23 protein-coding genes and 2 pseudogenes are annotated in these 25047 nt (G+C 63.7%); 14 read left to right on the forward strand and 11 right to left on the reverse strand.

Going from position 1 to position 25047, the window contains the following annotated elements; all coding sequences use genetic code 11:
• Nucleotides 1-93: 93 nt before the first annotated feature.
• The 5 genes from trmD to MMB49_RS01855 form a co-directional block, all read right to left on the reverse strand.
• On the reverse strand, nt 94-1092 hold the full coding sequence (trmD, locus tag MMB49_RS01835; protein ID WP_003811854.1) for a tRNA (guanosine(37)-N1)-methyltransferase TrmD: 999 nt from the start codon (nt 1090-1092) through the stop codon (nt 94-96).
• A 250-nt stretch (nt 1093-1342) separates the two neighbouring features.
• Nucleotides 1343-1945 (reverse strand): ribosome maturation factor RimM, encoded by a 603-nt coding sequence (gene rimM, locus MMB49_RS01840; protein WP_013389537.1) that lies wholly within the window; start codon nt 1943-1945, stop codon nt 1343-1345.
• A gap of 8 nt (nt 1946-1953) precedes the next feature.
• Nucleotides 1954-2187 carry an RNA-binding protein gene (locus MMB49_RS01845; RefSeq protein ID WP_003811858.1) on the reverse strand — a complete coding sequence of 78 codons (234 nt, stop codon included), beginning with the start codon at nt 2185-2187 and terminating at the stop codon, nt 1954-1956.
• A 2-nt stretch (nt 2188-2189) separates the two neighbouring features.
• Entirely contained in the window at nt 2190-2633 is a 444-nt protein-coding gene (gene rpsP, locus MMB49_RS01850; RefSeq protein WP_003819603.1) for a 30S ribosomal protein S16, read from the reverse strand.
• 576 nt (nt 2634-3209) lie between these two features.
• Nucleotides 3210-4739 (reverse strand): PLP-dependent aminotransferase family protein, encoded by a 1530-nt coding sequence (locus MMB49_RS01855; protein WP_047271534.1) that lies wholly within the window; start codon nt 4737-4739, stop codon nt 3210-3212.
• Nucleotides 4740-4941: 202 nt separating this feature from the next.
• Between MMB49_RS01855 and MMB49_RS01860 the strand changes: the two genes are divergently transcribed.
• The gene (locus MMB49_RS01860; RefSeq protein ID WP_047272008.1) at nt 4942-5634 is read left to right on the forward strand and encodes a LysE/ArgO family amino acid transporter; all 693 of its coding nucleotides are present in this window, start codon (nt 4942-4944) and stop codon (nt 5632-5634) included.
• 270 nt (nt 5635-5904) lie between these two features.
• Here MMB49_RS01860 and MMB49_RS01865 read toward each other — a convergent pair whose 3' ends face one another.
• Both MMB49_RS01865 and ffh read right to left on the reverse strand, forming a co-directional pair.
• The gene (locus MMB49_RS01865) at nt 5905-7077 is read right to left on the reverse strand and encodes an endonuclease/exonuclease/phosphatase family protein (protein WP_047271536.1); all 1173 of its coding nucleotides are present in this window, start codon (nt 7075-7077) and stop codon (nt 5905-5907) included.
• A 175-nt stretch (nt 7078-7252) separates the two neighbouring features.
• A complete protein-coding gene (gene ffh, locus MMB49_RS01870) occupies nt 7253-8899 on the reverse strand; it encodes a signal recognition particle protein (protein WP_047271537.1) in 1647 nt (548 codons plus the stop codon).
• Nucleotides 8900-9259: 360 nt separating this feature from the next.
• On the opposite strand from ffh, the gene MMB49_RS01875 reads away from it, so the two are divergent.
• On the forward strand, nt 9260-10168 hold the full coding sequence (locus MMB49_RS01875) for a cation transporter (RefSeq protein WP_047271539.1): 909 nt from the start codon (nt 9260-9262) through the stop codon (nt 10166-10168).
• Between the two features lie 219 nt (nt 10169-10387).
• Here MMB49_RS01875 and cysS read toward each other — a convergent pair whose 3' ends face one another.
• Nucleotides 10388-12010, reverse strand: coding sequence for a cysteine--tRNA ligase (cysS, locus tag MMB49_RS01880; RefSeq protein WP_047271541.1), 1623 nt, complete (start codon nt 12008-12010; stop codon nt 10388-10390).
• A gap of 146 nt (nt 12011-12156) precedes the next feature.
• On the opposite strand from cysS, the gene MMB49_RS01885 reads away from it, so the two are divergent.
• The 3 genes and pseudogenes from MMB49_RS01885 to MMB49_RS09605 all read left to right on the forward strand — a co-directional run.
• Nucleotides 12157-12882 carry a type 1 glutamine amidotransferase gene (locus MMB49_RS01885; RefSeq protein ID WP_003811881.1) on the forward strand — a complete coding sequence of 242 codons (726 nt, stop codon included), beginning with the start codon at nt 12157-12159 and terminating at the stop codon, nt 12880-12882.
• A gap of 106 nt (nt 12883-12988) precedes the next feature.
• Nucleotides 12989-14785, forward strand: a pseudogene (locus MMB49_RS01890) (ABC-F family ATP-binding cassette domain-containing protein); the annotation flags it as partial.
• Nucleotides 14786-14923: 138 nt separating this feature from the next.
• Nucleotides 14924-15109: pseudogene (locus MMB49_RS09605) on the forward strand (ABC transporter C-terminal domain-containing protein); the annotation flags it as partial.
• 22 nt (nt 15110-15131) lie between these two features.
• Here the strand turns inward: MMB49_RS09605 and MMB49_RS01895 are convergent.
• On the reverse strand, nt 15132-15473 hold the full coding sequence (locus MMB49_RS01895; protein ID WP_003811884.1) for a DUF3039 domain-containing protein: 342 nt from the start codon (nt 15471-15473) through the stop codon (nt 15132-15134).
• Nucleotides 15474-15642: 169 nt separating this feature from the next.
• Between MMB49_RS01895 and coaD the strand changes: the two genes are divergently transcribed.
• From coaD to MMB49_RS01935, 8 genes are all read left to right on the forward strand, one after another.
• The gene (gene coaD, locus MMB49_RS01900) at nt 15643-16137 is read left to right on the forward strand and encodes a pantetheine-phosphate adenylyltransferase (protein WP_013389543.1); all 495 of its coding nucleotides are present in this window, start codon (nt 15643-15645) and stop codon (nt 16135-16137) included.
• A gap of 83 nt (nt 16138-16220) precedes the next feature.
• Entirely contained in the window at nt 16221-17126 is a 906-nt protein-coding gene (locus tag MMB49_RS01905) for a cell division protein (RefSeq protein ID WP_003815742.1), read from the forward strand.
• Nucleotides 17127-17190: 64 nt separating this feature from the next.
• A complete protein-coding gene (locus tag MMB49_RS01910; protein ID WP_003811890.1) occupies nt 17191-17805 on the forward strand; it encodes a YceD family protein in 615 nt (204 codons plus the stop codon).
• Nucleotides 17806-17933: 128 nt separating this feature from the next.
• On the forward strand, nt 17934-18128 hold the full coding sequence (gene rpmF, locus MMB49_RS01915) for a 50S ribosomal protein L32 (RefSeq protein WP_003811892.1): 195 nt from the start codon (nt 17934-17936) through the stop codon (nt 18126-18128).
• A gap of 149 nt (nt 18129-18277) precedes the next feature.
• The gene (gene rnc, locus MMB49_RS01920) at nt 18278-19045 is read left to right on the forward strand and encodes a ribonuclease III (protein ID WP_047271544.1); all 768 of its coding nucleotides are present in this window, start codon (nt 18278-18280) and stop codon (nt 19043-19045) included.
• A gap of 185 nt (nt 19046-19230) precedes the next feature.
• Nucleotides 19231-21123, forward strand: coding sequence for an acetolactate synthase large subunit (locus tag MMB49_RS01925; RefSeq protein ID WP_022174044.1), 1893 nt, complete (start codon nt 19231-19233; stop codon nt 21121-21123).
• Nucleotides 21124-21158: 35 nt separating this feature from the next.
• Entirely contained in the window at nt 21159-21713 is a 555-nt protein-coding gene (ilvN, locus tag MMB49_RS01930) for an acetolactate synthase small subunit (RefSeq protein WP_003811897.1), read from the forward strand.
• A 323-nt stretch (nt 21714-22036) separates the two neighbouring features.
• The gene (locus MMB49_RS01935) at nt 22037-22387 is read left to right on the forward strand and encodes a hypothetical protein (RefSeq protein ID WP_155641534.1); all 351 of its coding nucleotides are present in this window, start codon (nt 22037-22039) and stop codon (nt 22385-22387) included.
• A 116-nt stretch (nt 22388-22503) separates the two neighbouring features.
• Here the strand turns inward: MMB49_RS01935 and MMB49_RS01940 are convergent, their stop codons facing one another.
• Nucleotides 22504-22746 (reverse strand): hypothetical protein, encoded by a 243-nt coding sequence (locus MMB49_RS01940; protein ID WP_003815733.1) that lies wholly within the window; start codon nt 22744-22746, stop codon nt 22504-22506.
• A 22-nt stretch (nt 22747-22768) separates the two neighbouring features.
• Entirely contained in the window at nt 22769-24091 is a 1323-nt protein-coding gene (locus tag MMB49_RS01945; RefSeq protein ID WP_003815731.1) for a nicotinate phosphoribosyltransferase, read from the reverse strand.
• 169 nt (nt 24092-24260) lie between these two features.
• On the opposite strand from MMB49_RS01945, the gene rph reads away from it, so the two are divergent.
• Nucleotides 24261-25025 carry a ribonuclease PH gene (gene rph / locus MMB49_RS01950; RefSeq protein ID WP_003811904.1) on the forward strand — a complete coding sequence of 255 codons (765 nt, stop codon included), beginning with the start codon at nt 24261-24263 and terminating at the stop codon, nt 25023-25025.
• Nucleotides 25026-25047 lie beyond the last annotated feature (22 nt).

Below are 25047 nucleotides of genomic sequence, written 5' to 3' on the forward strand. Positions count from 1 at the left end.
CTGACATTCCCGGCTTTTACCCACAGTGAAAAAGTTGAGTGTGTGAGACTCAACTTTTGCGGGGGTGGTGGCTGATGACGTGTGTCAAGCGACTTACTTCAGCTTGCGCGGACGCGCTCCGGAGACCTCCCAGCCAAGGGCGATGAGGGTCTTGCGGTCCTGCTTGTCGAGCTGCCGGCAATCGAGCTGCTCGATGAGATCCGGGCGAATGTCGTTGGTGCGGGTCAACGCTTCGTCGCGGCGGAACCGGTCGACCTTGCCGTGATCGCCGCTGGTAAGGATCGGCGGAACCGCGATGCCTCGCCATGTGGCCGGCTTGGTGTACTGATGGTGTTCCAGCAGTGCGTTGCCGCCCGTGTACGACTCCTCGACGATCGAATCGGGATTGCCCATGAAGCCCGGCAGCAGTCTGGTGATCGCCTCCAGCATCACGGAAACCGCCACCTCGCCGCCGTTCAGCACGTAGTCGCCGATCGAGTATTCGCGTACGTCGACGCCCTGCGCGCGGTAATACTCAGGGATTCGCGCGTCATAGCCCTCGTATCGGCCGCAGCCGAACAGCAGATGGTCGGCGTGTGAGAGCTCGGTCGCGTCGCGCTGCGTGAACAGCGGCGCCGAGGGATTCGGGAAGATGAGAACCGGCGCGGCGTTCCCGCCAGCTTCACTGGTGTCGCTCGTGGTATCGGAAACGATGGAAGTGACGGAAGCGGCTGCGTCGGTCGGATTACCTGCATGGCCCGAGTCGGCCGCATCGGTCGTATCGGCTGCTTCCGCCGAGTTGACTGCGCCGGACGGACTGACGGAGGCCGAATCATCGTCGTGCGCGTCGGAAGATACCGCGTCCGGCGCGATGACTGCGGGTGCCAGACCGAGCAGGTCATCCAGGCATTCCGCCCAAACCTCAGGTTTCATCACCATGCCGGCACCGCCGCCGGCCGGCGTATCGTCAACGGAATGATGCACGTCATGCGTCCAGTCGCGCAGGTTGTGCGCGGTGACGGTGACGAGACCCTTCTCCTGCGCCTTGCCGAACAGGCTCAGGTTCAGCACGTCAAAATACTCCGGAAACACGGACACGATATCGATCTTCATGTTCTCCAGCGTAGCGAATCCCGCAGTCCGACGGCATGAGCGTCGCGACACGCCTGGATGTGTGGCAGGTTCGTCGGCGCCGGCTGACTGGAATCGCATGATTTTATAAATCGCGTCTGTCAGCCTTGCTACGCATCCGGGCGCGCCGCATTGTTGCCGGACTCGGCTCGGCGCCCGGCAACAACGCCGTCATATATGACAGTGTCCGACAGCCGCAGCTGTCGGACACTGAAGGGTGACCGGGGCCGAATCACAGTCCCGGAATCAGCCCGCCGGGCGGGTCGATCGTCAGATACCCCTCTTCGAGGTCGATGTCGGGCACCAACTCGTCGACGAACGGCACCAGTGCGGTCGATTCCGTCACTTCGCCGGTGACGGAATCCCGAACCGGCGAGACCAGGCGAATCTTCAACAGCGTCTGCGCGCTGTCGAGTACGTCCACGACCTTGCCTATGACCTGGCCGGCCGGCAGACCGAGCCCGTTGCCCTCGGCAAGCCGCGCTTCAAGCCCGACCAGATCCTTCGGATACCAGGCGTCCTCTTCCAGCATGTCCTCGGGATCGTCAGCCTCGCCGTACAGCTCGATGCCATTCGCCGCCTCGGAGGCGTCGCGGTCATCAATGCCCTCGAACTTAACGATCCAACGGTTCTTGAATGTGCGCGCGTACTCGACGACGTATTCCTGCGAACCGTCGCGCGTGTACAGCACGGAGTCGGGAGCGAACCGATATTCCGGCTCGTCCGTGAAGATCTGCACGGTGACCTCGCCTTTGAGCCCCTGCGCGCGTCCGATACGACAGACCCTCAGCAACTCGCGCTGCTGAGGGTCGTCAGAGTGTTGTTGACGCTCCACGCTAGGGTTCACCTGCGCACATCCATGATGTCGACGCGCACTTTGTGGTCGGCAAGTGCCTGCACCACGGTGCGGATCGCATTGGCGGTGCGGCCGCTGCGGCCGATCACGCGGCCAATATCCTCCGGGTTCACGCGCACGCGAATGAGTTCGCCGCGCGCGTTCTCGTGGGACTTGACCGAAACGTCATCGGGAAAATCGACGATGTTCTTGATGAGGTGTTCCACAGCCTGCGCGAGCATGATCACTCAGCCTGCGCTTCCTCGGCGGGAGCTTCAGCTTCAGCGGCAGCTTCGGCTTCGGCCTTGGCCTTGGCGTCAGCGGCGGACTTCGCGGCCTTCAGCTTCTGGGCTTCGGCTTCCACGGCTTCGACGCGGGCTGCGGCGTCCGGGCCGGCTTCCACGGTCTTCAGCGTGCCTTCGGCACCGTCGAGGCCCTTGAACTTCTGCCAGTCGCCGGTGATCTTCAGCAGCTTGAGCACAGGCTCGGACGGCTGAGCACCGACACCGAGCCAGTACTGTGCGCGCTCGGAGTCGATCTGGATGGTCGAAGGCTGGGTGTTCGGGTTGTAGGTGCCGATCTCTTCGATGGACTGACCGTCACGCTTGTTGCGGGAATCGGTGATGACCACGCGGTAGAAGGCGTAGAACTTCTTACCCATACGCTTCAGACGAATCTTGGTTGCCAAAATGGCTCTCCTTGTAATACTAGGTTTGCGGATTTTCGATTGTGTGTGGGGCACCTCAACCGAGAACCCACGTGTTCCTCATGAAAGGCAGAATGAGAGGGCTCCACCCATCACGAATAACCGATAAATTATAACGCATAGGGGTGGATACCCGACACGCTGGAGCTGGCGAGCGATCGTCGGGGTCGACGTGGCAAAAACATCGGCGCGCAAGGTGTCTGACGTGATGCTTGAAAGCCTAGTCGGCATTCACTGGCGGAGGATTCGGGGCTATCTGCATCTCGAGGGGTTGATTCGTGTTGTTCCGAATGCCTATCTGCGTTTCGAGGGGTTGGTCACAAAGTATAAGCGGCCCAAGAACCGCATGATTCCGTTGGTATTTCGCCGATCATACTTCGGATATCGCGTTTTGGCGCCCCCTTGAAACGCAGATAGATGTCCGGCGGGGCCGAAATCAACCCCTTGAAAACGAGATACGGCCACATGGGGTACCTTGGCCGGTCGCAGCGGGCGGTTTCGAGACGGATAACGGCGGGTTTGCTTGGACGCTGTCCAGCCCGAAGCCGCCATCGAGGCCTATACCAAAGAGGCCAGGGTTTCGGCGGCGGCCGCGAACTCCTCCGGCGTGGTGTAGGAGTAGCTCAGGCGCAGCGAGTTGTCCCCCTCGAAATCGTAGATGTCGCCGGGGTTGAGCAGTACACCGTGCTCGATTGCGCGCTGGAACAGGCGCCCTGTGCGCACCGGCTCGTCGAACGTGAGCCAGACGTAAAAACCGCCGCGCGGCACGTTCCAGTGGGCACGGCCGGCGAACAGTCGCTCCAGCGTCTCCAGTGCGGCGTCCCGCCGCCGGCGTAGCTGCATGCGCAGCGAGACCATGTACTCGTCATACAGGCCGCTGGACAGGAATCGCGCGAACACCCACTGGCTCAGCGTGCTCGCCCCGTAGTCCATCTGCATCTTCACGTCGGCCAGCCGTTGCACGATGCGCTCGTCCGCCACGATCCAGCCGATGCGCAGTCCCGGCGCCAGTGCCTTCGACGCACTGCCCAGCGTAATCACCATGCCGGTCTCATCGAACGATTTGAGCGTGTGCGGCGTATCCCCGTCGAAGATGAGGTCCTGGTATGCGCAGTCCTCGATGATCGGCAACCGGTTCGCCACGCATGAGGCGATGAGCGCCCGACGGCGTGGCTCGCTCATCGTGACGCCCGTGGGATTGTGGTTGGTGGGGATTGTGTACAGCACCGCGTCATTCTCGCGCGTGGCCTTGGCCCGCGGCGGCAGTGAGGTCTGCGGGGCGGACGGTACCGCCGCCGTCATCCCCTCGGACTGCGACCCGCCGCCCATCAGCCTCCCCAGCGCATCCACGTCAAGGCCATGCTCGTCCATCGGTACGCCGGCGAGTTTCATGCCGGCCGATTGGAACACCTGCAGCGACTTGATGTAGCTCGGCGCCTCCGCATAGACCGTGGAGCCGGCCGACAGCAGACTCACCGAAATCATCTGCAACGCCTGCAATGCGCCGGATGATACAAGAACCTGCCCGGGCGTGCAGCTGATGCCCCACGCCTCCATGTGCGCCGCTATCGCCTCGCGCAGCACGTCAAGGCCCTCCGGCGGCGGATACCCGAGCGAGCTTATCTCGGCCGCGGCTTCGCCGGCCACGCGCCGCCACATGTCACGGGGGAACAGCCGCGGGTCGAGCTCGCCGGTGCCGAGACGGGTTTTCGACCGGTCGAATTCGAGTCGGTTTATCGTCTGAATGGTGTCGTTGTTCGCCTTGAAGAACCCGGACGACACGTAATCCGCCCAGTCCGGCGCGCCCGGCAACATCAGCGACCACGTGTTGCTGGCGATGCGCGTGCCGGCGCCGTGCCGGCCTTCGACGATGCCGTAGTCGGCGAGCTCTCCGATCGCGGCGATGATGGTGGACCGGTTCACGCCGAAGCGTTCGGCCAGTACCCGCTGGCTGGGCAGTCTTGATCCGATCGGCCAGTCGCCGCTTGAGATGCGGGCGCACATGAAACCGACGATCTGTTCGGTTATGGGCTCGCCGCTGCTGCGGTCCGGCTCCCAGTTGATGTCCAATGGTGTGCTGCGTGTCATGATGCCTGATTTTTGGTTGGGTGCATTGCTCTGTTCTTGGCTGGTTGCCAAGTGTAATCGAATCTGTAGAATATGGCAAAGGTGTTGGAATAAGGCGGATTTTGTATAACTTGCAATCCGCGTGAGGAAATCCAGCTGATGGCATATTGGCTGGTTTTGGTTGGGTGATGATGACCCAACCAAATGATTGTCGGGAGTGATGATGGGTCTGTATTTTCAGGGCTTGACGATGGGATTGGCGTATGTCGCGCCAATCGGCATGCAGAATCTGTTCGTGATCAATTCCGCGTTGACGCGTACGCGTCGCAACGCGTTGATTACTGCGGTGATTGTGATTTTCTTCGATATCGTGCTGTCGCTGGCGTGCTTTTTCGGCATCGGCGCGTTGATGCAGGCGCATCCGTGGCTGCAGACCGTGGTGCTTGGCCTGGGCGGCGCCGTCGTGGTGCGCATCGGTCTGGGACTGCTGCTGCCGAAGAAGAAGTCGACTTCCGAGAACGGCGCTGGGGCCGGTGTGGTTGCTGCTGCGACTGCTTCGACGGTGAGTCCGGTCGCTGGTGCTGAAGCCCCTGCCAAGCGTCTCGGTCTGCGTGGACTGCTGAAGACCGTTGGCACCGCATGCGTGGTCACGTGGTTCAACCCGCAGGCCATCATCGACGGCACATTGATGCTCGGTGCGTTTGCGGCTACGCTGAGCGCGCAGCAGGCCACCCCGTTCATCACGGGCGTTGAGACCGCTTCAGTGATGTGGTTCCTCGGCGTCACGCTCGTCGTCAACGCGTTCGCGCACAAGTTCAATCCGAAGATCATCGGCGTGCTCAACCGCGTGTGCGGCGGCATCATCGTCCTGTACGGCATCAAGCTGCTCGTGGATTTCGCGATGGCGGTGCTGTAGTCGGGCAATCCAAGCCTCGCCGCATGGACTTCTACGGGAGCCCATGCGGCATTGTTGTTTTTGATGTGCCGGGGGCGGGCCGTCTCGGTCATTCTGCGTCACTGTGAGCGGGTTGCGTCACGCTGCGTGTGCCCGCACAGCGTGACGCAACCCGGAAACCCGGTGATTGCAAGGGTTTTGTGGGTGCGTCACTGTGAGTGTGCCCGCGCTCAGTGACGGTGGGCGCGCTCAGTGACGCGTATCCGCCATGCTGTCCGTGCGGCATGCCGCTCAAATAGTCATTGTGGCGGTCAGCGCGAGGTGGTCGGTGTCTTCCACGATGAATGATTCGACGCCGCTGAACGCGACGGCTCGTGCCGGCTCGGCGGCGGAGCCTGACGCGGATTCTCGCGTCGCGGCCATGATGTGGTCGAGCTCGATGCGCGGCCACGGCACCTGGCTGGGGAAGGTATTGACATGTCCGCGAGCCTGTGCCAGTGCGGCGTCGCGGAATCCGGACCGCAGCAGCTCGCGGAAGCTGGCATGGTCGATATCGGCGTTGAGGTCGCCCATGAGCACCGCGATATCGACGTCGGGATATGCGGAACCACCGCCGCGTCCGGCTTTCGAGCCGGTGGCACGTTCCTCGCGGCCAGTACCTGCGCTGACTGACTTGCGCGGCGTCGGAACCAGCGCGCTCAGGGACCGGATGCCGTCTGACCATTCCCGACAGCCGCGCATCGGCGATTTGGTGTGCGCGGATGCGAATGCCACGGTGGTGCCGTCATCGGTTTGCAGCATGATGCCCGGCACGTCGGCCGCAGGTATCGAGACAATGCCATGCGTGCCGCGTTTCGGCTTGGTGCGCGACCAGATGCCGTTGAAGCCGCCGTTGTCGGTCTTTTCGCGGGGCGTACCGAGCTGCCGATAGGGGAGGATCCTGTGCAGGCCGCCGCGCTCAAGACGCTTGATGAGATCCGTACTGAGTTCCTGAAGCGCGAGGACATCGATGTGTCGTTCCCGCACGGCCGCGATGATGGCGTCGGCGCTCGCCTTGCCATAGCGGCAGTTCAACGTCATCAGATGGTAGGTGTCGCCGCTCGCCTGCGGCGGGTTCGCGGTCGGCTCGGCGTCGGCGGATCGCGCGGTCTGGCGATGGTCGTCTGACGCTGTTTCATGGGATGTTCCACGCTGGTGGTGCCATCGTTCCCGTGGCATGTTCGTCCAATACGGAACCTGCATGGCAAGTATCGACACGATGCCGGCGACGGCGACGCCGCACTGCCACCACGAGCCGACCAGACCGGCCCATACCGCGATGACCAGGTACGGTATCCACAAAAAACGAATCAGTGCAATCATGTAAGGCATCGTCGGCATGTGCGCTTCCCGTCCGGCTGGCAGGAACCGCAACGCCGACCATAGCATGCACGCCGCCAGCAGTATCCACGACAACACGCCCACCGCCGAACTCCTTACCTAACATTCCAACGAGTGAATAATGGCTTTCAGTGTACCGGCAGCCGTTGCGAATTCGCGGCGAGTGGAAAGCTGCGAAGATATGGCAAATGATTTGGCGCTGGGCGGGGATGGCCGAAAACGTCCATACCCACCCGGCGCCAGAGAAAAACGGGCCGAATCAGCCGAGCAGACCGGAAAGGCCGCCGCCGAAGTTGGGCGGAAGCTCGCCACCGTTCGCGTCGAGCGCATCCTGCAGCCCGGCCGGAAGAGCCGGATTCTGCGGCTTCTTCATGAAGGCGGACCCGCCGGACTTGCCGGAACCGGAGCCCTTGCCGGCGAGCTTGTCGCGCAGCGCCTTCTCCTCGGCCTCGCGCTTCATCGGATTGCCGGACTTCGAGCCCTTCTTCTTGCTCTTGCTCTTGCCCTTCTTGCCGCCGCCTACCGCGGGGCCTCCGAAACCGGGGATGCCGCCCATGGCCTTGTTGCTCATGCGCTTCATCATCTTCGCGGCCTGCTCGAACCGTTGCAGCAGCCCGTTGACCGCCGAGACGGTTACGCCGGAACCATAGGCGATGCGGGCGCGGCGAGAGCCGTCGATGATCTTCGGGTTGCGCCGCTCTTCGGGGGTCATCGACCGGATGATCGCTTCGGTGCGGTCGATCTCCTTCTCGTCGAACTGCTCCAGTTCCTTGCGGTGCTGCGCCATGCCGGGGATCATGCCGAGCAGCGACTTCATCGAGCCGAGCTTGCGCACCTGCTGCAGCTGATCCATGAAGTCGTCGAGTCCGAACTCGCCTTCCGCCATCTTCTGGGCGGCCTTGCGGGCCTCCTCCTCGTCGAACTGCTTCTGCGCCTGTTCGATCAGGGTGAGGATATCGCCCATGTCGAGGATGCGCGAGGCCATGCGATCGGGGTGGAAGACCTCGAAGTCCTTGAGCCCTTCGCCGGTCGAGGCGAACAGGATCGGCTTGCCGGTCACGCTCGCCACCGACAGCGCCGCACCGCCGCGGGCGTCGCCGTCGAGCTTGGACAGCACCACGCCGGTGAAATCCACGCCCTCGTCGAACGCCTTGGCCGTCTGGACGGCGTCCTGGCCGATCATTGCGTCGATGACGAACAGGATCTCGTTGGGGTTCACGGCATCGCGGATGTCGCGGGCCTGCTGCATCAGTACTTCGTCGACGCCCAGTCGGCCGGCGGTATCGATGATGACCGTGTCGTACAGCTTCTGCTTGGCTAGCGCGATCGAATCGCGGGCCACCTTCACCGGGTCGCCGGAGGTCTCGCCCGGCGCGGACACCGAGTCGCCCCCGTCGGACTGGACGCCCTTCTCGGGCGCGTACACCGGCACGCCGGCGCGTTCGCCGACCACCTGCAGCTGGGTCACGGCGTTCGGACGCTGCAAGTCGGCGGCGACCAGCAGCGGCGTGTGGCCGGAATCCTTCAGCCAGTAGCCGAGTTTGCCGGCGAGCGTCGTCTTGCCGGCGCCCTGCAGGCCGGCCAGCATGATGATCGTCGGCGGGTTCTTGGCGAAGTTCAGCGGCCGGTCCACGCCCTGGCCGAGCACATCCGTCAGCTCCTCATTGACGATCTTGACCACCTGCTGCGCCGGGTTGAGCGCTTCGGACACTTCTGTGCCGAGCGCACGTTCGCGGATGCGCGCGGTGAAGGAACGCACCACGTCGAGCGCCACATCGGCGTCGAGCAGTGCGCGGCGGATCTCACGGATCGTGCCGTCGATATCCGCCTCGGAAAGTTTGCCCTTGCTCTTCAGATGCTTGAACGCATTCGAGAGCCGGTCTGTCAAAGAACTAAAAGCAGCCATAATGCGAACCAGTCTAGCCGTTGCGGCGGAAAACCAGCGGGTTGCCGCCGAGGCGGCCCGCACGGCGACGGAGAGGTGCCGCGGGGCGCCGTTCGGCGGTCGCGGCTGCGCGTGGGACCGACGCGAGAGAGCGGCGGAAATGCGACAGAACCGTTGGCCTTGTGGGCGGCGGGGATTCCCGCACGCTCAGCGCGAACCGACACGCCTGGAATCGTTCGTTTCCGTTACCATGGAAGGGCAATAATTTCCGTGGATTATTGGATCGCTGAGCTGTTTTGATTATCCTTCGGACCCAACCTATACGCAGACTGCCGCTCTGACGCCGACGCAGACATGCCGTGCAATATGGAAGGCCCGCCTATGCCACACCAGAAAACCATCGAACGCAAAGCCCTGATCGTGGGCATCGTCATCAACATCCTGCAGGTGCTCGCAGGCATGGCCGTGTTCTTCATGACCGGTCTGAAGGCCATGTTCCTGGACTTCTCCTTCACCGTCATCTCCGTGCTGTCCGGCCTCGTCGCCGCATACCTGTCGTCGCGCACCGTGCGCACCACCGAGCGCTTCCCCAATGGCATGTTCGCTCTGGAACCGATATACGCCATCTGCAAGGCGATGCTGACGATGTCGCTGCTGCTCTTCTCTCTCGTCGATGTGACGCGCGTCGCCTATGACTATTTCGTGCTTGGGCAGGGCGGGCGCATCGAGACCGGGCCCGTGGTGATTTACGAGATCCTGACCGTGGCCGTCTGCCTAGGACTGTACCTGTATTACCGGCGCGAGAACCGGCGCATCCGCAATTCCAGCACGATGCTGACCGCGGAGTGCAAGAGCACGCTGGTCGACGGTTCGATGTCGTTCGGCATCGGTGTGGTGGCCGTGTTCCTGTGGTTCCTGCCGGCTGGCGGCCCTCTGGATTTCCTGCATTACACCGGTGATTTCTTCATCACCGTCGCACTGGTGCTGCTCACGATCAAGGAGCCGTTCGGTGTGCTCAAGGACGCGTTCGTGGAACTGGTCGGCGGAGTGCATGACGACGATGCGACGAACGCGTTCGTGGAGTCGGCGGCGCAGCGGCATCTGCCGCAGAACACCGATTACGAGCAGGTACTGGTGTTCAAGACCGGCATGAACTATACGGTCGATGTGTATCTGAGCGGTATCGGTCAGAGCATTGACGTGGAGGATCTGGTGGAGTGCAAGCGAGACTTGGAGAAGGAGCTGACCAAGCGGCTGCATATCGTGGATGTCGATTTCGTGTTCGATTAAGGAGCGGAACAGGATCGGATGATCATGACTGTCCCGCGATGATGCCGGGGCGTTCCTGCTTGGTATTTGATTGCATTTGCTGGCATAATGCCAGCGACAATGCTGGGCTGCTATCGGCGCTTTCACCGTCAAAATATGCTCCGATCGCATAACCGTAACCAGTTGAGCCCCGCTTTGGGGGCGGGGCTCAACATAACGGATCACACAGTGTCGGGGAGATTACTTCAAACTCCACGTGCTGCCTTGCGGGCCGTCCTCGATGGCGATGCCGGCGGCACCCAGCGCGTCGCGAATCGCGTCCGCCTTGGCGAAGTCGCGGGACTTGCGCGCTTCGGCGCGGGCGTTCAGCTGCTCCGTGATCAGGGCGTCCAGCACATCATGCTCGCGGCTCTCGCCGTTGCCGTCCGCGCCTGCGGCACCGGCCCACGGCTCGGCCAGCGGATCCAGTCCCAGCGCATCCAGCATCGCCCGCACCGCGACCAGGGCGCTGCGCACCTCGGCGCGGGCCACATCGCCGTCGGCACGGTCATCCAGCTTGCTCAGCAGCGTGTTGCCGTTGCGAATCGCGGTGAAGATCGCCGCCGTGGCGCCGGAGACGTTCACGTCGTCATTCATCGCGGAGACGAAATCGGCGGGAAGATCATCGGCGCTGACCCCGGCGATCTCGGCGCGCTCGGGCTGCTCGCCCAAAGCCACGCCGGCGCGCTCGATGAAGTTCATGATGCGTTCGTATGCGGCCTGGGCCTCGACCAGCGCTTGGTCGGACCATTCGAGCATCGAACGGTACTGCACGGAGCCGAGCGCATAGCGCACCACCCATGCGGAGTGCTCGGCCAGCACACTCGGCACGGACAGGCCGGTGCCCAGCGACTTCGACATCTTCTCGCCCTTGGCGGTCACCCACGCCGAATGCATCCAGCGTGCGGCCGACTCGTATCCGGCGGCACGCGTCTGCGCCATCTCGTTCTCGTGATGGGGGAAGCGCAGGTCCAGTCCGCCGCCGTGGATGTCGAACATGCCGTCCAGATACCGGTGGCTCATGGCCGAGCATTCGATGTGCCAGCCGGGGCGGCCCACGCCGAACGACGTCGACCAGCGCGCGTCCTGCGGGTCGGTGGGCTTCGGCGCCTTCCACAGCGCGAAATCGCGCGGATCGTGCTTGTCGGGGGATGCGTCGGCGGGGTCGATCGGATTGTACTTGTCGTCGCCGGCCGCATCCACGGACGGGCCCATGCGGTCAGCCACGGCGGCGGCCTCGTCGGCCTCGGCGGCGCCCTGCTTCTGATGGGTCAGCTCGCCGTAATGCGGCCAGCTCGCCACGTCGAAATACACGTTGCCGGTCGGCTTGCCATCCGCGTCATAAACTACGTAGCCGTGACCGTTGTCGATGATGCGGCGGATCAGGTCGATCATGTCGATCATGTGCCCGGTCGCGCGGGGCTCATACGTCGGCGGCAGCACGCCAAGCGTGTCATACGCCTGCGTGAACTCCCGCTCGTAGAAGTATGCGCGCGCCCACCACTGCTGGCCTGCCACGGCCGCCTTGTCGAGGATTTTGTCGTCGATATCGGTCACGTTGCGCACGAACGTGACCTGATATCCCAGCCGCAGCATCCATCGCCGCACCACATCGAACGCGACGGCCGCTCGGATATGGCCGATGTGCGGGGAGCTCTGCACGGTGGCGCCGCACACGTAGATCCCCACCTGGCCGGGCTTGATCGGGGTGAAACGCGAGACCGTGTGCGAAGCCGTGTCATACAGCTTCAGACCGGCCGCGGCGCGCGCCACGCCGGCGTTCTCGGAAGTATTGGAATTCTGCGGTTCTGAGGCTTGTGTCATAATGTCGAGCGTATTCGCGTTATGCGACAAACCGCCAGACAAACCACCCGGCAAATGTGATTGCGCGGCCGCCCGGGCGCGGCTGGAAATACGAAAGATGAAGAAACGGTGTGCAAAGTTTACGTAGGTGATGCAACAATGGAGTTATGACGCAATCGCAAGTGCTTATCGTGCAGCACGTCCCGTGGGAGAAGCCGGGGCGCATCCTGGACAACCTGGATGACCTGAACATGTCGTCCACGGTGGTGAACATCGCCAAGGAAAAGAAGCCCGATCTGCCTGACTTCGCGCAGGTCGCCGGACTGGTGATTATGGGCGGTCCGATGGGCGCGCTGGATTATGACAAGTATCCCGGTCTCAAGGTCGAGGCGAAACTGGTCAAGGCGGCCATCAGCGTCGGCAAGCCGGTGCTGGGCGTGTGCCTCGGCCATCAGATCATCGCCACCGCGCTGGGCGGCAAACTCAGCCGTGGCGAGTCGCCGGAAATCGGGTTCGCGCCGATCAAGCGCGTTGACAAGCACAATTACTTCTCGATGTGGAACAAGCAGATCGACGTGCTGCACTGGCACAACGACGTGGTGGGGCTTCCCGCCGGCGCCCAGCTGCTGGCGCGGTCCGAGCACACCAAGGTGCAGGCGTTCCGCATCGGCTCGGCGCTGGGCATGCAGTTCCATCTCGAAGTGACGCCGACGTTGCTGGAGGAATGGCTGGATGAGTCCTCGATGGTCAAGGACCTCAAGGCGGTGGGCGGATCGAAGTCGCAGCTGCGCGAAGCGTTCGCCGAATATAATCCGCGCCTGCAGCCGTTGGCCGAGCAGGTGTTCGGCGGATTCGCCGCCCGCTGCAACACCTACGCCCAATCCCTGCGCTAGCGAACTGCGAGTTCGCCCCCGCCAGCGGGGGCGAACATGACGAGCCAGCGGGGGCGGGTGGTGGTTCGGACGTTGATGCCCACCGCTGACGCTACATTGGTGAGTCATGCCGACTTATGACCTTGGATTGGAACACGTTTCACTCGCCTTCGCCACCAAAACCATCTTCACCGATGTGACGCAGGGCGTATTCGAGGGCGATCGCATCGGCATCGTCGGCCGCAACGGCGACGGCAAATCCACGCTGCTGCACCTGTTCAAAGGCACTCAGGAGCCGGATTCCGGGCGAGTCACCAAGCGCGGCGGACTGACGTTCGGCATGCTCGACCAGCGCGACCCGCTGGACGACGACGCCACCGTGCGCGCGGCCGCGCTGGAAGGCCGCGAGGATTACGAGTGGGCCGCCGACAACAAGTCGCGCGAGATCGTCGAGGCGCTGCTGGGCGGCATCAACCTCAACGCCCGCGTCGGCTCGCTGTCCGGAGGCCAGCGACGCCGCGCCGACCTGGCCCGGCTGCTGCTCAAGGATTGGGACATCCTCGCGCTCGACGAGCCCACCAACCATCTGGACGTCGTGACGATCCACTGGCTTGCCGAACATCTCAAGAACCGCTGGTCGAAAGGGCAGGGGGCGCTGCTGCTCGTCACCCACGACCGCTGGTTCCTCGACGAGGTGTGCGAGTCGATGTGGGAGGTCCACGACGGCGTGATCGACCCGTTCGAAGGCGGCTACTCCGCATACATGCTGCAGCGCGTGGAGCGCGACCGACAGGCTGATGTGCGAGAGACGAAGCGCCGCAACCTCGCGCGCAAGGAGCTCGCCTGGCTGTCGCGCGGCGCCCGCGCCCGCTCCACCAAGCAGAAGTTCCATGTCAAGGCCGCGCGGGAGCTCATCGCCGACGTGCCGCCCATGCGCAACGCCGTCGAACTCAAGCAGATGGCCACGTCGCGCCTGGGCAAGCAGGTCGTCGACCTGATCGACGTCACGCAGATCTTCGCGAAAAGCCAGGGCGAGCAGCCGGTCACGCCGACCGACGACACGGCGGCGGATCAGGCCTCCGCCTCCTCCTCTCAGATCGATATCGTCCCCTCCCTATACTCGGAGCCGCGCGTGACCGGTTCCGTCGAAGTCGCCGTCGACACGCTCGCCGACCCGCGTCTCGTGGACGCCGGCGTGCCGGAATCCATCCAGGCCGCAGCGGAAGCCAAGGCGAAGGCGGAGGCGCTCGCGGAACGTAAGGGTGTCACGGAGGAGTCGGTCGCGCCGCAGGTCACCTCCGCGGCGCAGAAGATCACCGTCGCCGGTCGCAAGATTCTCGACGACGTGACCTGGCTGATCGGCCCCGGTGACCGTTTCGGCATCGTCGGCGCGAACGGCGCCGGCAAATCCACGTTGCTCAAGCTCATCGACGGCACGCTCACGCCGACAGCCGGGCATGTCAACATCGGCAAGACCGTGAAGTTCGCGGTGCTTTCGCAGCGGCTCGACGAGCTGGAGAAACTCGGCAAATACAAGATCAAGGAAGTACTGTCCCGCTACAAGCCCAGCTATATCGTCGACGGCAAGGAAGTCACGCCCGGTCAGCTGATGGAACGGCTCGGCTTTGAATCCGCGCAGCTGATGACGCCGATCCGCGACCTGTCGGGCGGACAGAAGCGCCGCATGCAGCTGCTGCTGATCCTGCTGGATGAGCCGAACGTGCTCATCATGGACGAGCCCGGCAACGACCTCGACACCGATATGCTCGCCGTCATGGAGGATCTGCTCGACACGTGGCCGGGCACGCTGATCGTCGTCAGCCACGACCGGTACCTGCTGGAGCGCGTCACCGACCAGCAGTTCGCACTGATCGGCGGTAAGGTGCGGCATCTGCCCGGTGGCGTCGACGATTATCTCGACATGATCGAAAAAGCGAAGACCGCAGCGCCGGCAGGCGTATCGGCTTCGCAGAAGGAGCCGGCCGGCTCCGGCGTCACTGCCACGGCGGACGACGCCCCCAAGCTCAGCGGCAAGGAATTCCGCGAGACCAGCAAGCGCATCTCCGCCATCGAGCGCAAGCTCGCAAAGCTGGAGGAGCAGAAGACCGCGCTCGAAGCGGATATGGCCGCCCATGATCCGAGCGACTATGAGGGGCTGAACAAGCTCAACGGGCAGCTTCAGGCCGTCTCCGACGAGTCCGGCGCCTTGGAGGCCGAATGGATGGAATTGTCCGAAAAACTGGAGTAATCGCCGCGCGCGGCGCGCGACCTTACTTCATCATCTCTTCATAGATGCGCTTGCAGTCCGGGCAGACGGGGTATTGCGACGGGTCGTGCTTCGGCACCCAGATCTTGCCGCACAGCGCGACCACGGGCCGGCCGGTGAGCTTTGATTCGGCGATGCGATCGCGCGACACATAGTGCGCGAACCGGTCGGCGTCGCCATTGTCGGAACGGTCGGTCTGCTCCTCGGTTTCCGGACGCTCCAGCACCGCCGTCCCCGTGCCCTGGTCCGGGGTGGACAGCGGCGACACCGGATCCGCGAGATCCGCGGCGATCCCTCCTGCGACGGCGGATGTCGGCTTTAGCTGTGTTGACGGTTCAGATGACATTTCGACTCCATTCCTTCATCCATGACGACATCATAGCGGCGAATGGCCGGTCTGTCTTCCGCCGGCATAGATTCATGATAATGCCCGCATGCTACCGCTGCATGTCCGGCGTCTGAGCCCCGGCTCGCTCGTATGCGGGCTGTCCGGCGATTCGCGGTAGGCTATGCATATGACTATCGCAGTATGCCCAGGATCGTATGACCCCGTGACCGCGGGACATTTGGATGTCATTGAGCGGTGCGCCCGTTTTTTTGACGAAGTGCACGTGGTCGTGGCCGTGAACGCCGCGAAGACCCCGATGTTCCCGGCGCATACGCGAGTGGATATCATTCGTCAGGCGCTCGACCACGACGGATTCCCCGATGTCAAGGTCGCGTCCACGACCGGCCTGATCACCGACTACTGCAAGGAGATCGGTGCCACCGTCATCGTCAAGGGCCTGCGGCAGAACGGCGATTACGAGGCGGAGCTGGGCATGGCCCTTGTCAATCGCAAGCTCGCAGAGGTGGAGACGCTGTTCCTGCCGGCCGACCCGGTGCTTGAGCATATTTCCAGCTCCATCGTCAAGGACGTCGCCCGGCATGGCGGCGACGTGACCGGCATGGTGCCTGATGGCGTGGTGCCGATGCTGGACGAGGCGTTGAGCCATGAGCGTGGCGAGTGACGTCGCGACGCGAATCCCATATGATATTGTCTGGGTTTTCCGGTCTCTGATACGTGACCGGAATAAAAGTAAAGAGATGCAGCATGGATGAATCAACGAACGATGGCATCGTCAACGTCGGTGACGGCAACGACGGCGGCGCCGCCATGAATCCCGCGACCGGCACCGAGCCGGCCGCGCAGTCGACCGACGCCTACAGCGTCACGTATGCGGCCGCGGCGCGGCTGAACGATGCGCCGGAAAGCGCGGCACCTGCCAGCGTGTGGGACGAAATGTCGCACAAGCCGCAGCCGGCCGCCGCTGCGACGCACGAGAACAAGCCGGACATATCCGATTACGCGAAGCAGTCCAAGCCGACGTTCCCGATCAGTCAGCTCCCCGATTTGCGCGAGACGCTGGATCCGAAGGCCGACATGAACCCCGAGGAGGTGAAGTCCCGCGAGGAGTTCACCACCGTCTATGACATCATCGACTCGATGGAGGCGACGCTGGAGGCCGCGAAGACCAGCCTGTTCGCGCCCAGCATGGTGCGTGTGGACCGCGAGGAGTTCGCCGGTCAGCTGGACGAGCTCAAGCGGATGCTCCCGGTGCAGCTGGAGCGCGCGTCCGCGCTGATGCGCGAGGCCGAGCGGCGCTTGGAATCCGCGCAGACGCAGGCGAACGCCATCATCGCGTCGGCGCAGAGCCGTGCCGCCGACACGTTGGACGAGGCCAACAAGCAGGCGCAGATCCTCGTCGGCCAGGAGAACATCACCGACAAGGCGCGGCAGCGTGCGCGTGCGATTCTCGACAAGGCGCAGGCGCGTGCCGACCATCTGACCAATGGCGCCGACGAGTACTGCACGACGGTGATGACCGGCCTGCAGGAGCAGCTCGGCAAGCTCAGTCACGACGTGCAGGCAGGACTCAACGTGCTTGAGGAACGGCAGCGCGCGGCGGGCGAGCAGATGCCGCACCTGAACATCAACGATTATCCGGAAGCGCAGTAGGGGCGCGCCGGAGTGTAACGGAACGCGCAACAGCATGCGCGGCAGCAGCAGGGAGGAGATTTGTATGGCACGACCGGAGGATTCCGCATGGGCGGTCAGCGTGGCGCAGGTGGCGTCGCGGCCGGGGCAGTCCAAGACGGTGGACGCGGTGTTTCCCGCGCCGAGCGGCATCGGCGATGAGGTCATCGGCGTGAAGGAGGGCGCGGACGTCAGCGTGCACGGCTCGTTCGACTCGATAGTCGACGGCCTGGTGCTGACCGCTCGCATCGAAGCGCCCGTCGCGGCCGAGTGCACACGCTGCCTCAAGCCCATCAAGCGCGATTGGGGTGTGGACGTCGTCGCGTTCTTCCCCTACGAGGAGAGCGCGAAGGCCCGCTCGCACGGCAAGCCCAAGAACGAGGACGTGGAGATCGTCGCGGGGGAGGACGAGTCCGAGGACGTGTATCCGCTGAGCCGGGACGGGGCGTTCGCCGACCTGGAGGCGCTGCTGCGTGACACGCTGGTGGAGGCGCTGCCATTGCAGCCCCTGTGCCGCGAGGACTGCCGGGGACTGTGCTCGCAGTGCGGCGTCGACCTCAACGAGCACCCGGACCATCATCATGACGTGACCGATCTGCGGTTCGCGGCTCTGGCCGGGTTGAAGGCCCAGCTGGAGGCCGAGGAGCACGGCGACAAGTAACGGTGGGCGATCGGCGTGCGGGTCTGGGAACCTGCTCGCACGACGCCGCGACATGCCGTTGTACGGGCGATGCGTTAAGATACCGTACGCTTAAGCTCAATTGTTCGAACGAAACAGAGGAATAACAAATGGCACTGCCTAAGTACAAGACCTCGCGCGCCAACACGCACTCGCGTCGCGCGAACTGGAAGGCTACCGCCGCCCAGACCATCGCATGCCCGAACTGCGGCGCTCCGGCGCTGCCGCACATGGCTTGCCCGAGCTGCGGCTCCTACCGCGGCCGCGTGTACCGCGCAGCCATTCGCTCCGCTCACACCAAGTGATCGCAGCCGAATGCCGATAGCGAAATGAAGACCCTGCCATCGACGGGTGGCAGGGTCTTCGTATATTGTCGCATATTGCCATCCGGACACTGCGCGTATGCGTTCAGGGCGTGCGCGTGCGGCCGGATACGGTGGACAAGGAGAAAAACATGACTGAACCTGAACCGCGCGAAGAGCTGTTCTCCGCGCTGGGCGTCACCATCAGCCCGGATCTGCTGATACAGGCGCTCACCCATCGTTCGTTCTCGCACGAACACCCCGGCACATCGAACTATGAGCGGCTGGAATTCCTCGGCGACGCCGTGCTAGAACTGGTATCGACCGAGACGCTGTTCACGCTGCATCCCGACATGACCGAAGGCCAGCTGGCGAAGATGCGCGCCAAGGCCGTTTCGGAGGAGGCCCTGTCGGCGATCGCCCGGGACAAGTTGCACGTCGGCCCGTTCATCCTGCTCGGGCACGGCGAGGCGAAGTCCGGCGGTGCCGAGAAAAGCTCCATTCTGTGCGACATCGTCGAATCGCTGATCGGCGCCACGTTCCTGGAGCACGGCATCGAAGGCGCGCGCAAGGTCGTGCACCGGCTCATCGACGACACGTTGGCGGAAGTGGCCACCGAAGGACCAGCCCTGGACTGGAAGACCTCGCTGACCGTGAAGGCGCACGAGCTCGGCCTGGATGAGCCGCGGTACCGCATGAGCGTGTCCGGCCCCGAATACGCGCAGGAATTCACCGCCAAGGCCACCATCGGCCCGAAAGACGACATCATCGGCAAGGGTACCGGCACCAGCAAGCGCAAGGCGCAGCTCGCCGCGGCGGAAATGGCCTGGCATGAGCTCGACCGGTACGCGCCCGCGCTCAAGGCGGCCCGCAAGAACGGCTCGTCCAAGCACCGGCGCAGCGGCTCGGCCGGCAACTGACCAACTGGTGAACGGCGATTGCGCGATGCTGTCACCTGTATGCTTAAACTGAGAAAATACGAATCACAGACGCCATAGCCACAAGCGAACGCGCATCGTGACCGTCGGCGCACGCAAGTCATGAACGCTCGCGAGGCGCGACGGGTCCAGGCATATGACCGAACGATTTGAGTTGAGAGGACATGATGGCTCTACCCACACCATTGCAGGCGTTCAGCGGCGTTCCGAAAAACACCGCATCCGCAGACAAGCAGACGATCATCGACGGTGAGAAAATGACCGGCGCGCAGGCGTTGATTCGCGCGCTGGAGGATTTGGGCGTGCAGGACGTGTTCGGCCTGCCCGGCGGCGCCATCCTGCCGGTGTTCCACGCGATCAACGACGATACGAAGTTCCGGTTCACGCTCGTACGCCACGAGCAGGCCGCCGGCCATGCCGCCGAAGGCTATGCGGTGGCGACAGGCCGCGTGGGCGTGTGCATCGTCACGTCCGGCCCGGGCGCGACGAACATGATCACCCCAATCGCCGACGCGAACATGGATTCCGTGCCGCTCGTCGTGATCACCGGTCAGGTGGGCGTGAACGCCATCGGCACCGACGCCTTCCAGGAGGCGGACATCGTTGGGGCGACCTATCCGGTCGTCAAGCACTCGTATCTGGTGACCCGCGCACAGGATATCCCCCGCGTGCTCGCCGAGGCGCACTATATCGCCCGTTCGGGCCGCCCCGGCCCGGTGGTCGTGGACCTGACCAAGACCGCGCAGACCGGCGAGATGTATTATTCGTGGCCGCAGCGCATGATTCTGCCCGGTTACAATCCCACCACGAAGGCGCACGGTCGCGTGATCTCGGATGCGGCGAAGCTGTTCGCGCAGTCGTACCGTCCCGTGCTGTACGTGGGCGGTGGCGCGGTGCGTTCCAACGCGTCCGCCGAAGTGGCCGAACTGGCCGAAGTGACCGGCGCGCCGATCGTCACCACGCTCCCGGCCCGTGGCATCGTGCCGAACTCGAACCCCAAGGCGCTCGGAATGCTCGGCATGCACGGCACCGTTGCCGCCACCGCGGCCGCGCAGCGCTGCGACCTGCTGGTCGCCATCGGCGCGCGCTTTGACGACCGTGTGACCGGCAAGCTCGACGCGTTCGCACCCGGCGCGCGGGTGATCCACATCGACATCGATCCGGCCGAAATCGGCAAGAACCGCGCTCCCGACGTGCCGATCGTCGGCGACGTGTCCACCGTGCTCAACGACCTGATTCCTGAAATCAAGCGTTCTCAGGCCATCGGCGGCAAGCCGAACCTCAAGCCGTGGTGGGACGAGCTCAACCGCCTGCGCGAGGAATATGCCATCGATTACGATCAGCCGTGCGATAAGCCGACCGATGGTTCGCTCGCGCCGCAGTGGGTCATCAAGCAGCTGTCCGACCATGCCGACCCCTCCACGATCTGGGTGTCCGACGTCGGTCAGCACCAGATGTGGTCGGCCCAGCTGATTGATTTCGAGAAGCCGCATTCGTGGATCTCCTCCGGCGGCCTCGGCACGATGGGCTTCGGCCTTCCGGCCGCCATCGGCGCTTCGGTCGGCTCCCAACGCGACTTCAAGGGTCGCAAGCCGGTGTGGCTGATCGCGGGCGACGGCTCGTTCCAGATGACTTCCGAAGAGCTGACGACCGCGTTCCTGGATCATGCGCCGGTGAAGATCGCCATCATCAACAACTCTGTGTACGGCATGGTGCGCCAGTGGCAGACTCTGTTCTTCGAGCAGCACTACTCCCAGACCAACCTGGCTGACGGCGATTCGAAGGAAGGCGGAGAGTTCTTCGACGTGCCTGATTTCGTCAAGCTCGCCGAGGCGTACGGCTGCGTCGGCCTTCGCGCGTTCACCGAGGACGAGGCGATTGACGCGATCAACAAGGCGAACGAGATCAACGACCGTCCGGTGCTGATCGACTTCCGCGTATGGAAGGACGCCATGGTGTGGCCGATGGTGGCAGCCGGCGCGTCCAACAACGAGGTCGCGTATCGTCCGGGCACGCAGCCGCTGCTGCACAAGGGCGTCGACGATGGTGACCAGGCGTGACGGCACGGTTGTCAAGGAATAAGGAGTAAGTGATTATGGCTATGTATCCCGCTTCCCGCCTCGGTTCCGAGCGTCACACGCTGTCGGTGCTCGTCGAGAACCGTCCCGGCGTGCTGGCCCGCATCGCCGGCCTGTTCGCCCGTCGTGCGTTCAACATCAACTCGCTGTCCGTCTCGCCGACCGAGCGTCCGGACATTTCCCGCGTCACCGTGACCGCCGACGTGGAGGCCGTGCCGCTGGAGCAGATCATCAAGCAGCTCAACAAGCTGCTGCACGTGCTCAAGATCGTCGAACTCGATCCGAACACCACCGTGGAGCGTGAACTGGTGCTCATCAAGGTGGCGGCGAACGAGTCGAACCGTTCTGACGTGCTGGAGATCGTGCGCCTGTTCCGTGTGCGTGTTGTCGATGTGAACCCGGAGTCGCTGACCATCGAGGCCACCGGTGCCGAAGGCAAGATCGACGCGCTGCTGGGTCTGTTGGAGCACTACGGCGTGATCGAGCTGGTGCGTTCCGGCGCGGTCGCCGTGACGCGCGGTCCGAAGGCGCTGAGCGAAAAGGTCATCGGCTCCGAGATTAAGGGCCGCTGATGCGGTATCGGCGTGGCCGAGCATGACATTGCCGGGCGGGTTCTTTCCCGCCCGGTTTTTGCTTTTGCGGTGATGCTCATCGGTGCAGCACATCGCGCGGATTCCCCGGAATCTTGAAGAAACGGCGTCTATCGCGAAAGCGGACATTGTGGAACATGCCGCGTGAAATATGAAATAATGGTGGGGAGGCGTTGCAGGGGATCGATGCCATCGCACAGTCTGGTTCCGCACAATCAGGTTCGATACAGACCGGCACATCACCGTTCGCCATGACAGCGCAATCCAATTCATCGCAATATGAGCCACTGGAACCTTACGATACGATGACGGGCACTGCGATTGCCATCAGCGATGCCGACGAGGCCGAAGCCCTATCCGAATACCTGACGTCCCCCGACCGCCAGCATCCCGCGGTAGTGGTGGCCCGTCGCTTCGGCAAGCCCCTGTTCGACGCGAACAGCCTCGCCTCGAATCTGCATGATGTCGCCGCCGTATTCGACCTCGTCACCCCGAAAGCGACGTGGGGGCTGTCGGCAGCCCTGCCGGAAGGCGCCGCCATGACGCGCACGCAATTCGACTCGATGCAGGAGCTCGTCGAATTTATCACCGACGACGACGGCCATATCGACGAGTCCGCCGCCGACGAGGTGTTCCAGTACCTCACCCAGCTGTAGGGCGAGGCGCGGCATCTTCGCGAGGGCCTGAAGGTCTCCAACGACAGGTTGGAGAGCATGAAGCAGAAGATGATGCAGAAGCAGCGCGAGAACTCGTACAGCGACGGACGCCAGTACTACAAGTCGCCGCTGCCGCTGTTCGCCGACAAGGCGGAGGGCAAGCGGTTCGAGCGCGAGCAGATGGACATGCTGGTCCGCCGCGAATGGGCCACGCGGTTCGGTCCGGAAGAGAAGAAAAGCCATGCGCTGCCGAGGACATGGGCGTATTCCGACTGGTTCTTCGACACGCTGGCATCCACACACATCAGCGTCAGCAAGGTGGTGGCCGTGATGGTCGAGGTGCTGACCGGGCTTGACATCGAGCTCGCGGGGCGAGAAGGATTACAGCACGGTGATTTCGGTGGGGATTACCGGCTCGCCTTTCATCAGGCTTTGCGCGGTGATCGGCAGTTCGCGCAGGGCCTTGGCCCGGTATTCGTGCGCGTCGGCGATGGCGGCGTGACCCTGATAACGCGAATCGATGTCACCGTGGTCGACGTAGTCGACCAGCAGGTCCTTCCATCCCTCAGCCGGACGATACTCGGCCAGCTGGGTTTCCGATCCGGAGACCACATGTTCCGTCTCGGCCAGACCATACTCATATGAACGGTAGGCGAGCTTGCGGCCGGGAACACTGGCCTTGTCCTTCGACTTCTTCGCCACGGGCTGCATCACGCCAGCCGAATTCTCGCGCTCGGTAAGCTTGTACACCATCGCGCAGGTCGGGGCACCGGAGCCGGTGACCAGCATCGTGCCCACGCCGTACGAGTCCACCGGCGCGCTCTGCAGGGCGGCCAGCGCGTACTCGTCCAGATCGTTGGTGACGGTGATCTTCGTGTTCGTCGCGCCCAAGGCGTCCAGCTGGTTGCGCACGCGCTGCGCCATGGCGGCCAGATCACCCGAATCGATGCGCACGCCGCCCAGCTGAGGACCGGCGACCTCCACGGCGGTCTTCACCGCCTCTTCGACGTTGTACGTGTCCACCAGAAGCGTGGTGTTGCGGCCAAGCGCCTCGACCTGCGAGGCGAAGGCGCTGCGCTCGTCATCATGTACGAGCGTGAAGCAGTGCGCGGCGGTGCCGATGGCCTTCAGTCCATACAGCTGCGCCGCAAGCAGGTTCGCTGTGCCCTGGAAACCGCCGATGACCGCGGCTCGTGCGGCTGCCACCGCGGCCCACTCGTTGGTGCGGCGCCCGCCCATGTCCATGCAGGGGCGGTCCTTCGCTGCGCTCACCATGCGCGAGGCGGCGGATGCGACCGCCGAATCATAGTTCAGCACGCTCAGCACCAGCGTCTCCAGCAGCGTGCACTCGCCGAACGTGCCCTCGACCTGCAGAATCGGCGAATTCGGGAAGAACATCTCGCCCTCGCGGTAACCCTTGATCGAACCGGAGAAATGCAGGTTCTCCAGCCACGAAATCGTCTCCTTGCTAACCACCTTGCGGTCGGACAGGAAACGCAGGTCCTCGTCGCTGAGGAGGAACCGACCCAGCTCATCCAGAATGCGGCCGATGCCCGCCACGACGCCGTAACGGCGGCCTTCGGGCAGGTGGCGCGTATACACCTCGAACACGCATTTGCGGTTCGCCGTGCCATCCTTCAGGCTGGCGTCCAGCATCGTGTACTCATACATATCCGTCATCAGTGCCGGTGAATAATCGACCATGACCGCCCTCCCGCAAGACAAGAATCGTGTGTTATTCAAAACCCTAGTGTCGCGCGGCGACTCGCGCAAGAGCCATTCGGCGTGACGGCGGTCACGATGGCTGCTGCAGCGGCGGCGGGAGACGTGCCGCGCTGCGGGCACGTTCGCCGCATGGTGCTACGTTGAAGGCATGGCTGAAATCAAAGACATGTTGGACAAGGCAATGGTGATTCGCGCGGACGGCCGCGTAGTGGACGAACTGCGCCCGGTGCGCATCACGCGGCACTTCACGGATGTGCCCGAAGGATCGGTACTCATCGAATGCGGCAACACGCGCGTGATGTGCACGGCGACGTTCACGCCGTCGGTGCCGCGCTGGCGCAAGGATTCCGGACTCGGCTGGGTGACCGCCGAATATTCGATGCTGCCGCGAGCCACCGCCGAGCGCACCGACCGCGAGTCAGTGCGCGGCAAGGTCGGCGGCCGCACCCATGAGATCAGCCGTCTGATCGGCCGCTGCCTGCGCGGCGTCGTCGACATGAAGGCGCTTGGCGAGAACCAGATCCAGATCGACTGCGATGTGCTGCAGGCTGATGGCGGCACCCGCACCGCCTCGATCACCGGCGCGTATGTGGCGCTGGTCGACGCGATGCGCTGGGCTGAGCAGAAGCGCCACATTCGTTCGGCCGACCGCGTGCTCAAAGACGCCGTTTCCGCGGTGTCGGTCGGCGTTATCAACGGCACGCCGATGCTTGACCTGCCCTACATCGAGGACAGTCAGGCGATGACCGACATGAACGTGGCGATGACCGGATCCGGTGACTTCATCGAGATCCAGGGCACCGCCGAACACCGCCCGTTCAACCGCGCCGAACTCAACACATTGCTCGACCTCGCCGAAAAGGGCAACAAGGAGCTTCAGGCCGCCCAGCGTGCCGCCCTCTCGCTCGATTGAAACGAGTCGGGCACGCCGCCGG

Origin of the sequence: Bifidobacterium sp. SKU (assembly GCF_026016405.1) — a bacterium.
Lineage (GTDB): Bacteria > Actinomycetota > Actinomycetes > Actinomycetales > Bifidobacteriaceae > Bifidobacterium > Bifidobacterium bifidum.